At 66.5% G+C, this 13,868-nt stretch carries 16 protein-coding genes and 2 pseudogenes; 11 read left to right on the top strand and 7 right to left on the bottom strand.

Annotation, left to right across the window (positions count from 1 at the left end; translation table 11 throughout):
- The first annotated feature begins 386 nt into the window (after window positions 1-386).
- From AR540_RS11550 to AR540_RS11540, 3 genes are all read left to right on the top strand, one after another.
- A complete protein-coding gene (locus AR540_RS11550; RefSeq protein WP_236712048.1) occupies window positions 387-881 on the top strand; it encodes a hypothetical protein in 495 nt (164 codons plus the stop codon).
- A gap of 29 nt (window positions 882-910) precedes the next feature.
- Window positions 911-1,324, top strand: coding sequence for a hypothetical protein (locus AR540_RS11545; RefSeq protein ID WP_065242541.1), 414 nt, complete (start codon window positions 911-913; stop codon window positions 1,322-1,324).
- Between the two features lie 80 nt (window positions 1,325-1,404).
- A complete protein-coding gene (locus AR540_RS11540; protein ID WP_059229038.1) occupies window positions 1,405-1,908 on the top strand; it encodes an OB-fold protein in 504 nt (167 codons plus the stop codon).
- A 59-nt stretch (window positions 1,909-1,967) separates the two neighbouring features.
- On the opposite strand, the gene AR540_RS11535 is transcribed toward AR540_RS11540, so the two are convergent.
- Window positions 1,968-2,657, bottom strand: a complete 690-nt coding sequence (locus AR540_RS11535) for a YoaK family protein (RefSeq protein ID WP_059229036.1) — start codon at window positions 2,655-2,657, stop codon at window positions 1,968-1,970.
- Between the two features lie 126 nt (window positions 2,658-2,783).
- Between AR540_RS11535 and AR540_RS11530 the strand changes: the two genes are divergently transcribed.
- The gene (locus AR540_RS11530) at window positions 2,784-3,629 is read left to right on the top strand and encodes an EamA family transporter (protein WP_059229034.1); all 846 of its coding nucleotides are present in this window, start codon (window positions 2,784-2,786) and stop codon (window positions 3,627-3,629) included.
- 54 nt (window positions 3,630-3,683) lie between these two features.
- Window positions 3,684-4,760 (top strand): serine endopeptidase, encoded by a 1,077-nt coding sequence (locus tag AR540_RS11525; RefSeq protein ID WP_059229032.1) that lies wholly within the window; start codon window positions 3,684-3,686, stop codon window positions 4,758-4,760.
- Here the strand turns inward: AR540_RS11525 and AR540_RS11520 are convergent.
- Window positions 4,726-5,271 (bottom strand): GNAT family N-acetyltransferase, encoded by a 546-nt coding sequence (locus tag AR540_RS11520; protein WP_059229030.1) that lies wholly within the window; start codon window positions 5,269-5,271, stop codon window positions 4,726-4,728. The genes AR540_RS11525 and AR540_RS11520 overlap by 35 nt on opposite strands.
- A 42-nt stretch (window positions 5,272-5,313) precedes the next feature.
- The gene (locus tag AR540_RS11515) at window positions 5,314-6,108 is read right to left on the bottom strand and encodes an OBAP family protein (protein ID WP_059229028.1); all 795 of its coding nucleotides are present in this window, start codon (window positions 6,106-6,108) and stop codon (window positions 5,314-5,316) included.
- A gap of 229 nt (window positions 6,109-6,337) precedes the next feature.
- On the opposite strand from AR540_RS11515, the gene AR540_RS11510 reads away from it, so the two are divergent.
- From AR540_RS11510 to AR540_RS11490, 5 genes are all read left to right on the top strand, one after another.
- Window positions 6,338-7,096: a ParA family protein gene (locus AR540_RS11510; RefSeq protein ID WP_059229729.1), complete on the top strand. Its 759-nt coding sequence runs from the start codon at window positions 6,338-6,340 to the stop codon at window positions 7,094-7,096.
- An 83-nt stretch (window positions 7,097-7,179) separates the two neighbouring features.
- Entirely contained in the window at window positions 7,180-7,872 is a 693-nt protein-coding gene (locus tag AR540_RS11505; protein WP_059229026.1) for an AzlC family ABC transporter permease, read from the top strand.
- Entirely contained in the window at window positions 7,869-8,180 is a 312-nt protein-coding gene (locus AR540_RS11500; protein WP_059229024.1) for an AzlD domain-containing protein, read from the top strand. The genes AR540_RS11505 and AR540_RS11500 overlap by 4 nt, the downstream gene beginning before the upstream one ends.
- 36 nt (window positions 8,181-8,216) lie before the next feature.
- Window positions 8,217-9,056: an AraC family transcriptional regulator gene (locus AR540_RS11495; protein ID WP_059229022.1), complete on the top strand. Its 840-nt coding sequence runs from the start codon at window positions 8,217-8,219 to the stop codon at window positions 9,054-9,056.
- Between the two features lie 175 nt (window positions 9,057-9,231).
- Complete coding sequence (locus AR540_RS11490) at window positions 9,232-9,456, top strand: DUF2934 domain-containing protein (protein ID WP_059229018.1); 225 nt, start codon at window positions 9,232-9,234, stop codon at window positions 9,454-9,456.
- A gap of 46 nt (window positions 9,457-9,502) precedes the next feature.
- On the opposite strand, the pseudogene AR540_RS26525 reads toward AR540_RS11490, so the two are convergent.
- The 4 genes and pseudogenes from AR540_RS26525 to AR540_RS11475 form a co-directional block, all read right to left on the bottom strand.
- Window positions 9,503-9,739: pseudogene (locus tag AR540_RS26525) on the bottom strand (methyl-accepting chemotaxis protein); the annotation flags it as partial.
- Between the two features lie 24 nt (window positions 9,740-9,763).
- Window positions 9,764-10,483, bottom strand: a pseudogene (locus AR540_RS26520) (PAS domain-containing protein); the annotation flags it as partial.
- A 427-nt stretch (window positions 10,484-10,910) separates the two neighbouring features.
- The gene (locus AR540_RS11480; RefSeq protein ID WP_059229014.1) at window positions 10,911-11,852 is read right to left on the bottom strand and encodes a GNAT family N-acetyltransferase; all 942 of its coding nucleotides are present in this window, start codon (window positions 11,850-11,852) and stop codon (window positions 10,911-10,913) included.
- A 69-nt stretch (window positions 11,853-11,921) separates the two neighbouring features.
- Entirely contained in the window at window positions 11,922-13,241 is a 1,320-nt protein-coding gene (locus tag AR540_RS11475) for a Na+/H+ antiporter family protein (protein WP_059229012.1), read from the bottom strand.
- Window positions 13,242-13,556: 315 nt separating this feature from the next.
- Between AR540_RS11475 and AR540_RS11470 the strand changes: the two genes are divergently transcribed.
- Window positions 13,557-13,841, top strand: coding sequence for a hypothetical protein (locus AR540_RS11470; protein WP_059229011.1), 285 nt, complete (start codon window positions 13,557-13,559; stop codon window positions 13,839-13,841).
- Window positions 13,842-13,868: the final 27 nt, after the last annotated feature.

Genomic DNA, 13,868 nt, shown 5'->3' with positions numbered 1-13,868 from the left:
ATTATCGCAAAAACAAAACTATCGTTGCGCGCTCATAAGCGGACCTAAGGTCAGATGTCAGAATCTCGCCAGCAGCAGCCATATTCAAGGCAGATATCGCCAAAAAAATACGCAATAACGATTATCGCGATCAAAAAATCCAGTACATCTGTACTATTCCGGTCGAAATTCTTTGTTCCTAGACTTCCCCGGTCTTTCGAGTGAATTCAACGTTACCAGCGTCCGCTCCGGCATGGTCGTCGCCAAGCGCACCGGGCTCGCACCCTTGCGTCACGCGCGTCGCAGGACAGAGGCGTGATAGAGCACCTCACCGAGGCTCGGGAAGCACGTTTGCCTGACTCGCGCCATGGCGAGAAAACTCAGGATCAACCTACAAGGAATCGTCGATGCTCAACTCTTCGCGGACTAATCTGTTGTTTATCGTGGCCTTGTTCCTATTGGTCTTGTTGACCGGCTGCCAGCAAGGCGGCGGCGTCAATGGCCTCATGGACTCGCTGAGCCCGGGTGCCAAAAAGTACGATACCGCCTACCTCAGACAAACGCTGATCTCGGGCAAAACGACCAAAGCCCAGGTGGAGCAGCTATTCGGCGCGCCTTATGACGAGCGCCTGGAAAGTAGCAGCACTAACAACAGAACAATCTGGACGTACGATAAGCGCGAAGAAGGCATAGATAAATACATGAAGCTCGCGCACAAATATGTTTCTACCGAGACCAGCCTCAAGATGTACGATACCGAAGCCCAGGTCGATAAAGGCCAGCGCATGCTGGACGACGCCAACAGCGTGGCGGGAACTCGCAAGTCCACCAATAGCAAGTCAGGGACGGTCTTGACCATCTATTTCAAGGATGACGTCGTCGATTACTACAGCATTTATTGATGTTCAATCGCCAAAAAAGAAATCAATTCATGCCCGTTACTGCCCGACTGAACGGACTTCGCGCCTGGTTACTGGCGGGGGGTCTCGTCGCCCTGACATCCCTCTCCGTTCACGCCGAGGACCGCGCCTGCACCCTCGAAGGTAAGGTCAACGCCCTGGGCACCTTGATCGATACCAAGGACTGCCTGGTGGTGATGAACGCTGAACTGCCCGGTGCCAGGCTCAAGGAGAGTTGCACGGCCCTCGCCCAACTGGCCGCGGTGGGCGGTGGCGGACCGGCCAAGGTCACCTACAGCGAGAAGTGCCCCAGTAACCCCCAGGCGGTCTGCAAGCACTTCATGGGCCAGCCGGTGGATTACTACTACTACCGCCGCGATGCCGAACTGCTGGAGAAGACCCGCAAGGGCTGCGGGCAGACCGGGGGTACCTGGTGGACGCCCTGAGGACTTGGATCAGGAATCTTGCAGTACGGATCGCGCCATGCCGCGCGACCCGTTAGTGCAATTCGAACAAGGAATCTGCAATGAAGAAGTACCTACCGCTGGCGTTCATCGCCCTGCTGTCGGGCTGTGAAAGTCTGGATAGCGCCATGTCCGCCACCAACAATGCCCTCGGCACCACCGGCGACCTCTTGAATGGCGACCTGAGATCGCTCTCGGCGACCCAGCAGGCCACGCTGTCGGACATATGGAAGGATTGGCAGCAGAACGAGGTCGCGGCCAAGGACAAATGGAGCCTGAAGAATCTGGCCATCCCGGGTGTCGTGACCCGGGTGACGACCACCGGGGTGATCACCAGCCAGAACAAGATCGTCGTGGTCTTCAACGACCCGACCAACCCCAAGTGCTCGGGTCAGGCCATCACGCGGGATGATCTGCTGGTCAACAAGAAGGCCACCAACAAGCTCAAGAAGGGTGATCGCGTGACCGTCACCGGGGTGCTCGATAGCGATCCGGCGATGTTCAATGATAATCCCGACAAATGCTGGTTCACCATCGGCAACGCGCAGATCACCGCGAGCCAGTGATCCTGGGCAGGCGCGTCCGCCGCGGATGAAGCGCAGCGGCGCGCCTTGCCGCTACCGGCTCAATTCGCCAGATAACGCAACTGCCAACCTCGTGGCACCAGGCGAAACGCCACTGCCAGCACGGCGGCCAGACCGCTGCTGACGAACAGCGCGGCAAGGCCCAGGTAGCTCTCCAGCAAGGCCCCCAGGACCCCGCCGAGCAGCATGCCGCACCAGGGCACCAGCTGACTGCGCCAGCCCGGCCGGCGCTCGCCCAGCAGCCAGCGACCGAGGCCGCGACCGAAGCGCGACAGGGCGCCGGTCACGTAGGTGAGGCCGATGGGCAGGCCGTTCACCTGCTCCACCGCCGCATTCACCATGCCCATGGCGAAGATCGCCAGCAACAACGCGGCCTCCGCGTTCGGCAGCCAGGCAGCCAGGGCCAGCAGCAGCGCCAGGAACGTCAGCAACAGGCAGGCGCGACGACCGCTGAGGCGCTGGAACAGCACCCCACCGGCGTTGCCCAGGACGAACACCAGGATTGCCAAGGCCAGCTGAATGGCCGGCCTCCACTGGCCATGGCCGAGATCGGCCGCCAGGCGCGTGGTATTGCCACTCATGAAGGAGACGAAATTGCCGGTGGCGAGAAAGCCGATGGCGTCGGTCATGCCAGCCAGGATCGACAGCCCGGCGACCAGGGCCAGCCCGACCCTGCCCTGGCGCGCCTCAACCCCGTCGGATAGCGAAGAAGACAGCTGCTGCGGCCCCATGAACCCTCCTGGTCAGGGTGACGACAGCTGGCATTCTGCGCCGGGCGGTCCCCGACCGCCAAGCCGATCGACCACCGGGCCGGAGGCTTCTTGCTAGACTCGAGAGCTGACCCCGCCGGAGGCCTCGTGACCACGCCCCTGTTCGCCCTGGTACTGCTCGCCGCCCTGCTGCACGCCGGCTGGAACGCCCTGCTCAAGATCGGCCTCGACCGCTTCCTCACCGCCAGCCTGATCCAGATTGGCGCCGGCAGCGCCGCGCTGCTCGCCCTGCCCTTCGTCGCCTTCCCGCCCGCCGCCGCCTGGCCCTGGATCGCCCTCTCCGCTCTGCTGCACATCGGCTACAACGCCTTTCTCGCCCGCGCCTATCGCTATGGCGACCTGGGCCAGGTCTATCCCCTTTCCCGTGGCAGTGCGCCTCTGCTGGTCAGTGGGGTGGCCTTCTTCGCCCTGGGTGAAGCCCTTTCGCCACCGGCGCTGCTCGGGCTGGGCCTGCTGGTGACCGGACTCGCCCTGATGGCGCTGCTCGGTGCCCGGCGGGGGACGCCGCCGAGCCTGGCACTGCTGGCCTGTGCCTTCACCACCGGTACCTTCATCGCCGGCTACACCCTGGCCGATGCCCTCGGCGCCCGCGCCAGCGGTGACGCCGTGGCCTATGCCCTCTGGCTGTTCGCGGTGAACGGCGCGGTGGCCGCGTTGGTGCTGCGGCTGACCCGCGGCGCCCAGGCCTTCGTCGGCCTCGGCCCGCACTGGCGTGCCGGCCTCGCGGGCGGGGTGATGTCGATGCTGGCCTACAGCCTGGTGATCGTCGCCACCACCCAGGCGCCCATCGGCCTGGTCTCGGCGTTGCGCGAGACCAGCGTGCTGTTCGCCCTGCTGATCGGTGTGCTGTGGCTAGGCGAGTCGCTGCCGCTGGGCCGCGTCTGCGCGGGCCTGGCCATCGTCGCCGGGGTGGTGGCGATCAAGCTGGCCTGAGCGGCGCTACCACCGACCGGCTAAGCTGAGACCTCTCTCGACCAGGACGGACCCATGGGCAAATCGCTGCGACTCTCGGAAAAGTGGTTCAACCGCGGCCTCTGGCTGCTGGCGCTGGTGTTCGCCGGCTTCCTCATCGGCCTGGGCGGCACCCTGGTCGGCGACCTGCCCCAGGTGGAGCGCCAGCTGAGCCTGGACGACTTCATGGACCCGGCGGCCACCGCCGCGGCGCGAGCTGACCAGCGCCAGGCGAACCGGGCCCGACGCGACGTCCAGGACGCCCTCGACCAGGCCCAGTTGCAGCAGGCCGCGGCGGCGCGCAGCTACCAGGCCAACCGCGCGACCTTCGACAACTGGCTGGCGACCCGCCAGACCACCCAGCGACCCGAGCAGGACGCCGAACTGATCGCCCGCAGCCGCGCCCTGGACGAACTCAAGGCCAGCGAGCGCACGGCCGAGCAGCAGGTCGAGCGACAGCAGCAGTTGCTGCTGAATGCCGAGCAAGACGCCGAGGGTGCCCAGCGACGCCTGGCGGAGCTGTCCGCGGCGGCCCAGGACGCCTGGCTCGACGCCCGTCGGCAGGCCGAATTGCGGGTCTTCCTCTATCGGCTGGCGCTCACCCTGCCCTTGCTGGCCGTCGCCGCCTGGCTGTTCGTCCGCCAGCGCCAGAGCCCCTGGTGGCCCTTCGTCTGGGGTTTCATCTTCTTCGCGCTGTTCGCCTTCTTCGTCGAGCTGGTGCCCTATCTACCAAGCTACGGTGGCTACGTGCGCTACCTGGTGGGCATCCTGCTGACGGTGGTGGGCGGGCGCCATGCCATCCGCGCCCTGCAGGACTATCGCGCGCGCCTGGCGCTCAAGGAAGCCCAGCCGGATACCGTACGCCGCGAAGAATTGCACTACGACACCGCCCTGGCACGCCTGGCCAAGGGCGTCTGCCCCGGCTGCGAGCGCCCGGTGGACCTCAAGGACCCGGGGATAGATTTCTGTCCTCACTGCGGCATCGGCCTGCACGATCACTGCGCTGCCTGCCAAACGCGCAAGAGCGCCTTCGCGCACTTCTGCCAGGCGTGTGGGGCAGCGGCGCGGGGGGCCGGGACTATCTCTGCCGCGCCAACCACTGCATCCGGGTGATTTCCCAGCATTCCGCGGGCAATCGTCCGCTCACACTGTCCATCTCCAGGCAGGCCACTTGCTGCATGCCTTCACGCTGTGACAGACGGCGCGAGCCTTCATTGGCAATTACTTTGGTGACCCGCAGATGCGGCCGTTCGAGGGTCTGGAACCAATAGCGATTGACCACGGCGCAGGCTTCCCCCATTAGCCCCTGGCCCCAATAGTGGGGATCGAGCCAGAAACCTCGCTGGTTGTCCGGCTCCTCCTGCAGGCTGACCAGCCCGATCAACTCGCCTGGCAGCGCCAGCAAGCGCAAGGTCCAGCACCAATGAGTACCTGCGGCCATACCGGGCAGCGCCACGTCACGAACGAAGCTTAAGGCCCCATCCGGCGGATAGGGCCAGGGCACCTTAGCCGAGAGATAACGCACGATCTCCCATTGCGGAAAGACCTGCTGGATTGCCACGGCATCGTCCAGTTGCAAGGGGCGCAGCAAAAGACGCGATGTATGCAGCCTGGGCAACGGCATAGCGGGCTCCGGAAAGGTATTTCTCCAGAGCCTACCTCAAGCTTATGGCTTGTTCGAACTGGCGTTGACGCCCTGCTCGCTGTGTTCGCTGGCGTGCTTGTGCAACTGGCCGGTAGGGTCCTGCAGCTGGATGACCTTGCCCTGTTGCCAGGCATCGGCGCCGGGGGCGACCGCGGGAGTCGGCAGGTCGGCGCGGGCGGCCTTGGTCTCGGCGGAGGAGATGCCCAGGCGGCGATCACGCTCGGCGAGCAGCTTGGGATCGAGCTGGCCGTCGGCGGTGAAGCCCATCATCAGCTGGGGCACCCCCAGCGGCAGCTGCAGGTCCTGATCGGTATGCCAGGTGTGCCAGGTCTTGCCGTAGGTATGCACCAGCTTGTCCATCAGCCGGTGCTCGGCCACCTGGGGCACGCCGGGGGCGACCAGCTGGCCCGACTTCACCTCGTGCACATGGCTGTGCCAGAGCGCCTTCTCGGCCGCGGGCAGGGTCTTGAACAGCCGTTCGCTGATGATGTACTCGACGCCCATCAGCTTGGCATCGGCGACGTTGCCGTCATAGATCACGCACTGGAACATTTCCTCGCCCAGCACGCTGCAGTAGTGGTGGGCTTCCATCTGGCCGTGGGGATGGCCATTGTAGAAATGGAAGCCGTCCAGGTAGGTGTTGAGGGCGGCGATGGGTGGCTTGCGCTGCAGCACGTCGGCGCCGGCTTCGAGAATGCGGGTGTCGGTCTGGGCGGGCGCGCCCGGCGTCGGCACCGGCGATTGGGTGTCGCCTGCGGCCTGGGCCAGGGGGGCGCAGGCGAGCAGCAGCAGAACGGGGAGCCGGGAGGTGGTCATGGCGGATTCTCGCAGGGGACTTGCCGAGTTCGAAGGCCGGGCAGACGCCAAGGTTCCACCGCTGCGCTAGGCTCGTCATACGGCTGTCATGAAATGGCCATAAATTCGTCATCATCCGACCGCGCTGTTTCGGTATAAGCAAAGCGGTCGCTCGGGCCTCGCGCCTCTGGCTTTCCATTTCTGTCGGGACGAATCCATGAACGCACACAGCTCTCCTTCCGGTCAGGCCCTGCGCCGGGTGGTCTTCAACAAGAAGGGCGGCGTCGGCAAGTCCAGCATCGCCTGCAACCTGGCGGCCATCAGCGCCCACGAGGGCTATCGCACCCTGCTGGTGGACCTCGATCCCCAGGCCAACTCCAGCCAGTACCTCACCGGGCAGGTGGGTGACGACCTGCCCCACGGCATCGCCGACTTCTTCAAGCAGACCCTGAGCGGCGGCAAGAAGGCCCAGGCCAACATCCACGCCACCGCCTGGCCGAACCTGGACCTGATCGCCGCTTCCGGCGAGCTGACCGAGCTGCAGTTCAAGCTCGAGTCCAAGTACAAGATCCAGAAGCTGGCCAAGTACCTCGACAAGCTCGGCGAGGACTACGACCGCATCTACCTGGATACTCCGCCGGCACTGAATTTCTACAGCATCTCGGCACTGATCGCCGCCGACCGCTGCCTGATCCCCTTCGACTGCGATGTCTTCGCCCAGCAGGCGCTCTACGACCTGATCGAGGAGCTGGAGGAGATCCGCGAGGACTACAACGAGAACCTCAGGGTCGAGGGCATCGTCATCAACCAATACCACGCCCAGGCCAGTACCCCACGCCAGTTGATCGAGGAGCTCCAGGCCCGCGACCTGCCGGTGCTGGCGGCGCCGCTGATGGCCTCGGTGAAGATGCGCGAATCCCACCAGCAGCATCGCCCGCTGATCCACCTGGACCCGAGCCACAAGCTGACCAAGCAGTACCTGGAGCTGTTCGCCCTGCTGGAAGGCTGAAGGCGCCACAGCGCAAGAACGTTCAAGACGGCGGCAACGCGGTGCGGCACCCTGGGTATCCACTGCCTACCGGAGCCCTGCCGATGTCCGCTTCCCGCCGCCGCGCCTTCGCCCAGGGCGCCTGGCAGATCATGCCGCTGTCGCTGGCCTGCGCACCCTGGGGCATCCTGGTCGGCGCCCTGGCCATCGAGACCGGCCTCAGCGTGCTGGAAGGGCAGGCCTTTTCCCTGCTGGTGTTCGCCGGGGCGGCACAACTGGTGGCCCTGGGCCTGCTCAAGGCCGGCGCGGGCCTGGCGACCATCCTGCTGACCACCCTGTTGCTGACCTCCCAGCACCTGCTCTATGGCCTGCACCTGAGACGCGTGCTGGCGCCGCAGCCGCTACCCTGGCGGCTGGGCTTCGGCTTTCTGCTCACCGACGAATTCTTCGCCCTGAACCACGCCGAACAACCAGCGGGCTTCGACCGCTGGCGCGCCCTGGGCATGGGCCTGAGCTTCTACCTGCTGTGGAATCTTTTCACCCTGGCCGGCCTGCTGCTGGGGCGGGTGCTGCCCAATCTGGGCGCCCTGGGCCTGGACTTCTCCATCGCCGCCACCTTCATCGCCCTGGTGGTGCCCCTGGTGCGCGACCTGGCCACCGTCGCCTGCGTGCTCACCGCCCTGCTGGTATCGGTCTGGCTGCATCACCTGCACTGGCAGGGCGCCCTGGTGCTGGGGGGCCTGGCGGGGATGGGCGTGGGCTTCCTGGTGCGTCGACTGCGGGAGCGCTGCTCATGATCCTCGCCACCCTGCTCGGCATGGCCGCCCTGGTCTTCTTCAATCGCTATCTCTTCCTCGAACCCCGGCTGCCGCTGCGTCTGGGGCGCCACCTGCGCACCTTCCTGGAATTCGCCGTGCCGGGCATGCTCACCGCCATCTGCGGGCCCATCCTGTTCTCTGGCGAACAGTCGCTGGCCGCGCCCCTGGTCGATCCCTACCCGCTGGCGGGCCTGGCCGCGGTAGGACTGATGCTCTGGACGCGGCGGGTGCTGACCACGGTGGTGCTCAGCATGGGCGTGTTCTATCTGCTGCGCTGGCTGCTGTAGCGCGCTAAGGTGAGTCGAGTTCATCCCGAGGGCATCATGAAGGAACAAGAAGAACGGGCCCGGCTCTGGTCCGCCCCTAGGCTGGGGGGCGTCGAGTTGTTACACGCCCATTATCGACGCCGACGCTTTGTCCCCCATGCCCACGACGGCTATGTGTTCGCCTTGATCGAGTGCGGCGTCGAACGTTTCAACCATCGCGGCGTCGAGCACTTCGCGACGGTGGGCAGCTTGGTGCTGATCAACCCGGACGAGTTGCACACCGGCGCTACGGCGGTGGAAGAAGGTTGGCAGTATCGCGGCTTCTATCCGACGCTGGCGCAGCTGGCACCGGTCTTCGCCGAACTGGGACGCCCGCTGGACGCCACCCCGGCCTTCGCCACCAGCGTGCTGCACGATCCCCAGGTGAGCGCGGCTTTCGGCCACCTGCATCGGTTGGCCGACCATGGCGCCGAGGCTCTGGAACAGCAGACCGCCTGGCGTGAGGCACTATTACTGCTGTTCGGCCGTCACGCCCGCCTGGGGGCCATCCCGGAGCCGGGTCGCGAACCCCTGGCCGTGCAGCGCGCGCGGGAACTGCTCGGTCAGCGGTTGCAGCAACCACCCAGCCTCGAAGAGCTGGCCCAGGCGGTGGGGCTATCGCCCTTTCACTTCCTGCGAGTGTTCCGCCGCGCGACCGGCCTGCCGCCCCATGCCTGGCTCAAGCAGCAACGCCTGACCCGCGCCCAGGGCCTGTTGCGCGCCGGCTGGGCGCCCCTGGAAGTGGCCCTGCAACTGGGCTTCGCCGACCAGAGCCATCTCACTCGCCAGTTCAAACAGGCCTATGGCGTGGCACCCGGTGCCTATCGGCGGGCCTGGCATGGTGAGATCGCCAGGTAGAGGGCGACGAACGGTCAGCGCCGCCATAGCGGCAGGCCAGAGCGGAACAAGCGGCAAGACCGGTCCAGTCCCCAGGAACGGGATCGAAACTTTTCGGCGCTGCCTCGGGCCTAGTCAGGATGAGCGCCGGCACTCGCGGCCGCGCTCCCCTGCCCTTCTGCCAGAGGTCACCACCATGAGTCTCGAAGAACGCATCCGCCAACGCGCCTATGAAATCTGGGAACGCGAGGGTCGTCCGCACGGCCAGGATTTCGAACACTGGTTTCGCGCCAATCGCGAGCTGGAAGACCAGCCCGACGATAACCTGACCCAGGTCGGCGGCATCCAGAGCAGTGTCGCCCCGCCGGCAGCCAAGCCGCGCAGTCGCTCGCGAAAGACGGCGACTGCCAACAACGCCTGAGGCTGGCGCGCCACTATTTGCGGATCATGTCGGCCGCGCGCTGGGTGGCTTCGGATGTCCGGGTCGCTAGCTTGCGCACCTCGTCCGCCACCACGGCGAAGCCCCGCCCCGCCTCGCCCGCCCGCGCGGCCTCGATGGCCGCGTTGAGGGCCAGCAGGTTGGTCTGGGCGGCGATGCCCTGGATGGAGCCGACGATCTCGGTGACCTTGTGCAGGTTCTCTTCCATCTGGCGGTGCTGAGCTTCCTGGGCCTCGCGCAAGGACTCCTGCTCATGCGTGGCATGGACATCGGCCAGGGCGCCCACTACCCGCAGCGGGGTACCGTCGGCAGCGCGCCTGGTCTGGCCACGGGCGCGGAACCAACGTACCTCATTGTTCTTCAGCACCAGGCGATAGGTGATGTCGAAGCCGGTGCGCCCGCTGCGATCGTTGATGTGCGAACCGAAGGCTTCCAGCACCCGGTCGCGATCTTCCGGATACAGCCGCGAAGCCCAGCTGTCCAGCACGTCGGGAAATTCCTGGAGGGTCTCGTAGCCGAGCAGGCGACGGAATTGCGGCGACCACCAGAAGGGATTCTTCGGGTTGAGCGGATCGCCGGCGATCACTTCCATGTCCCACAGGCCGTCGTTGAGCATCTCCCGCGCCAGTTCGAAACGGGTCAGGGTGACGTCGAGTTCCAGGTCGCGCAGGCGCTGGTCATGGATATCGCGCAGCGAACCGGCGACGCGTACCGGCACGCCGCGCTCGTCACGCAGGGTCGCCCCGGTAGCCCGGACCCAACGGTACTCACCGGATTTCAGGGCGATGCGGTACTGGACGTCGAAGGGCGTCTGGCCGCTGCGATCCTTCATGTGGGCGGCGAAGGCGTCCAGCACCCAGGCGCTGTCCTCGGGATGCAGGCGCTTGGCCCAGCTGCCGAGTTCGCTCGGGAAGTCGCTTTCATCGCGGAAGCCGAGCATGGCGCGGAATTGATCCGACCACCAGAAGGCATTGCGCGGATTGACCGGATCGCCGGCCACCACCTCCATGTCCCAGAGGCCTTCGCTGGAGCCCTGGCTGACCAGCTCGAAACGCGTCCCGAGACGCCTGGCTAGCGACTCGCTTTCGGCCATGCGCGCCGTCAGGGCGGCATTGTCCTCACTCAGCGTCTGGACCTGCTGTTGCAATTCGCGCTGCTGCAACAGCAGTGCCTGGAGACCGGTGGCCAGGCGCGCCAGCGTGTGATCGCCCTGGAAGCGGCCGATCTCGACAAGGGGGGTAGCGGTCTCGGTCGCGGCAGCCAGGGTGTCCAGTGCACGCATGATCGAGTAGTGCTTGAGCAGGGCCATGATGGGCTCCTCAGGAGGGATTAGCCGCGGCAGCGCTGCGCGGTCCAGCTCTCCATATCGGCACCGCCGCTTCGCTCTTTAGTCCGCCCTAGAGCCTTTTTTCACGGTCGCGCCGGGCTGCGGGTGATCAGCGCCAATCATCCAGCAGCCAGACGTCGGGGTGATCGTAGTGTTCCTCGCCCCGGTGCAGGGTGATGCCGAGGATCTCGCTGCGAAAACCCTGGGCCAGCAGCCACTGGTAGGCGCCCAGGCGGGCGGTGTTGACCCCGGCCAGCAGTCGCTGCTGGCCGCACTCCCGGGCCAGGCCGTCGCAGGCGGCGATGAGCTGGGCGAAGCGGGTCTCGGCGCCACGGCCCGGGCGCACGGCGGCGCACTTGACGTAGCAGACCCCCGCGCCCGCCTCGCTGCGCGGACCGAAGTGGCAGACGGCGAAGCCAGCGGGGCGACCATCGTCGGCCTGGAGGAACAGGCTGTCGCCCAGCTCCTGGTCGCGCACCGCGCCCACCTCGGCGGAGACGTCCAGTCCGGGGGCATTGGCGGCGCCCAGTTCGGCGCAGGCCGCCAGCAGGGCCGCCGGATCGGTGGCCCGGGAGAAGCGCTGCGCAGTGGTCGGGACCGGCGCGCCCAGCGCGCGCCCCATCACCGCCGTCAGGGTCCGGGGCCAGAAGCCGAAGCCCTGGTAGAGCCCCAGGTGACGTGGGCTGTCGGGGAAGGTGAAAAGCCCGGCGTGCTCCAGCTGCCAGGCATCGAGCTGACCGACCGCGGCGCCCATCAGCGCCTTGGCGACCTTGGCGTCCCAGTAGTCGGGGTGCACCGCCAGCGGCCCGAGGATGCCGTGGCGACCCCAGCGAGTGACGCACACCGTGCCGACCAGGCGCGCCCCGTCCAGTGCCTTGAACCAGGCGGTGTGGGGCGCGACGAAGCGACTGCGCACATAGTCGCGGTCGTTCCAGAACTCCCCCGGCTCGGCGGCGCCCATCCAGGTAGCGAAGGCCAGGCGGACCACCTCGGTGGCGGCGGGCAGGTCGGCGGCGGTGAGGGGTTCGAGACGAAAGGTGGCGGCGGGCATGGACGACTCCTGGGCGATAGGCCTTGGACCCACCCGGTCGCCGCTTTGCGCCCGCACGGCAATCGCCGGTTACAGCAGCAGCACCGCGGCCCAGCCGAACAGCAGCATCGGCAGGCTGAAGTGCAGGAAGGACGGCACCACGGTGTCCCAGATATGGCTGTGCTGGCCGTCCACGTTGAGACCCGAGGTGGGACCCAGGGTGGAGTCCGAAGCCGGCGAACCCGAGTCGCCGAGGGCGCCGGCGGTGCCGATCAGGCAGACGATGGCCAGCGGCGAGAAGCCCAGGTGCAGGCACAGCGGCCCGAGGATGGCGGCGAGGATGGGCACGCTGGAAAAGGACGAGCCGATGCCCAGGGTCACCAGCATGCCCAACAGCAGGAGCAGTAATGCGCCCAGGGCACGATTGTCGCCGATCAGGCCGGCGGCGGTGGCGGCCAGGTCCTTGATCTGGCCGGTGGCGGTCAGCACCTCGGCGAAGCCGCCGGCGGTGAGCATGATGAAGCCGATCACCGCCATCATCTTCGCGCCCTCGCTGAACAGGTCGTCCGCCTCGCGCCAGCGCACCACCCCGGTGGCGGTAAAGACCACGAAGCCGACCAGGGCGCCGAGGATCATGGAGTCCAGCCAGAGCTGCACGCCGAAGGCTGCGATCACGGCGACCAGCGCCACCGCCAGGGTACGGCCGTTGTAGGGGCGGTCGGCCCGTTCGGTGCGGGCCACCAGGCTCAGGTCGTAGCGGCGCGGCCGACGATAGCTGACGAACACCGCCAGCAGCAGGCCGACCACCATGCCCAGGGCCGGCAGCAACATGGCACGACTGGGGTCCACGCCGCTGATGTCCACCCCGGCGCGGGACACGCTGGCCAGGAGGATGTCGTGCAGATAGAGGCTGCCGAAGCCCACCGGCAGGAACATGTAGGGCGCGATCAGGCCGAAGGTCATGACGCAGGACAGCCGCCGCCGATCCAGCTCCAGGCGCGTCAGCACATAGAGCAACGGCGGCACCAGCAGCGGGATGAAGGCGATATGGATGGGCAGGATGTTCTGCGAGGCGATGGATACCGCCAGCAGCAGCCCGAGCAGCGCCCAGCGCAGCGAGCGCCCGCCCTGGGCGGCCTGCCGCTCCATCAGCGCCAGCGCCCGGTCGGCCAGCATGTGCGCCAGGCCCGATTGGCTGATGGCGACGGCGAAGGCCCCCAGCAGCGCATAGGAGAGCGCCACCTTGGCGCCATTGCCCAGGCCGGCGTTGAAGGCCAGCAGGGTGCCTTCCAATCCCAGGCCGCCGACCAGACCACCGGCCACCGCCCCGGCGATCATCGCCACCACCACGTGTACGCGAGCGAGACTCAGCACCAGCATGAGTCCTACCGCCACCACCACCGCATTCATCGCCGACTCCGCACCACCAAAGGGCGCGCACTCTGCCGCAGCCCGGCGCGGGCGTCAAAGGTGCGGGATGGATGGACGCGGGCCAGGGTTATCCACAGCCAGGCTGAGCGTACCCAGGTGGAAAACCCGGCCGACACCGACGCCCAGCCAGCCAGCCAGCCAGGCGTGAGTACGCCACCGTTCCTGCCAGCTCGGCATTCATCATACTTTTCATATGATGAATGCCGAGCTGAAATCGCTCTGGAATGAACCTTTGCGACCTTGGACAGGTCTGATTCGGACGATTTCCACGGTCACGACAAGGACGATCTGCCCATGCAAAACGCTATTGATGCGCTGATTGACGCCTTCAGCCCCCACTCCTGCCTGGCTGTTCCTCGCCGGGCCGACCGCACCCTGCTGTTCACCATCAACGACACCACCCGAGCGGCCACGATCACCAAGGCCATTCCCTTCTGCAATCTGGAATGCACCACCTCCCTGACCACGGTGATCCAGGATCTGCAGCGCGATCTCGACCGCGCCGTCGGCACCCTCAGCCCAGAGAGTCTGGCCGACCTGCGCCAGCGCGGGCCGCGGGTGCAAAGATTCGAAACCTGAGTTGACGGGCGGTGGGGCGATTCGAGG

This window comes from Pseudomonas sp. EpS/L25 (assembly GCF_001512295.1).
GTDB lineage: Bacteria > Pseudomonadota > Gammaproteobacteria > Pseudomonadales > Pseudomonadaceae > Chryseomonas.
The sequence above is the reverse complement of the archived record's forward strand: the minus strand, read 5'-3'. Positions and strand labels throughout refer to the sequence as shown.

Bases quoted from the DNA above. Each gene is read 5' to 3' on its own strand.
- AR540_RS11505 (WP_059229026.1), top strand. From the start codon at position 7,180: ATGTCCGCTTCCCGCCGCCGCGCCTTCGCCCAGGGCGCCTGGCAGATC.
- AR540_RS11470 (WP_059229011.1), top strand. From the start codon at position 13,557: ATGCAAAACGCTATTGATGCGCTGATTGACGCCTTCAGCCCCCACTCC.
- AR540_RS11475 (WP_059229012.1), bottom strand. From the start codon at position 13,241: ATGAATGCGGTGGTGGTGGCGGTAGGACTCATGCTGGTGCTGAGTCTC.
- AR540_RS11540 (WP_059229038.1), top strand. From the start codon at position 1,405: ATGAAGAAGTACCTACCGCTGGCGTTCATCGCCCTGCTGTCGGGCTGT.
- AR540_RS11490 (WP_059229018.1), top strand. From the start codon at position 9,232: ATGAGTCTCGAAGAACGCATCCGCCAACGCGCCTATGAAATCTGGGAA.
- AR540_RS11520 (WP_059229030.1), bottom strand. From the start codon at position 5,271: ATGCCGTTGCCCAGGCTGCATACATCGCGTCTTTTGCTGCGCCCCTTG.
- AR540_RS11495 (WP_059229022.1), top strand. From the start codon at position 8,217: ATGAAGGAACAAGAAGAACGGGCCCGGCTCTGGTCCGCCCCTAGGCTG.
- AR540_RS11515 (WP_059229028.1), bottom strand. From the start codon at position 6,108: ATGACCACCTCCCGGCTCCCCGTTCTGCTGCTGCTCGCCTGCGCCCCC.
- AR540_RS11550 (WP_236712048.1), top strand. From the start codon at position 387: ATGCTCAACTCTTCGCGGACTAATCTGTTGTTTATCGTGGCCTTGTTC.
- AR540_RS11525 (WP_059229032.1), top strand. From the start codon at position 3,684: ATGGGCAAATCGCTGCGACTCTCGGAAAAGTGGTTCAACCGCGGCCTC.
- AR540_RS11535 (WP_059229036.1), bottom strand. From the start codon at position 2,657: ATGGGGCCGCAGCAGCTGTCTTCTTCGCTATCCGACGGGGTTGAGGCG.
- AR540_RS11545 (WP_065242541.1), top strand. From the start codon at position 911: ATGCCCGTTACTGCCCGACTGAACGGACTTCGCGCCTGGTTACTGGCG.
- AR540_RS11500 (WP_059229024.1), top strand. From the start codon at position 7,869: ATGATCCTCGCCACCCTGCTCGGCATGGCCGCCCTGGTCTTCTTCAAT.
- AR540_RS11480 (WP_059229014.1), bottom strand. From the start codon at position 11,852: ATGCCCGCCGCCACCTTTCGTCTCGAACCCCTCACCGCCGCCGACCTG.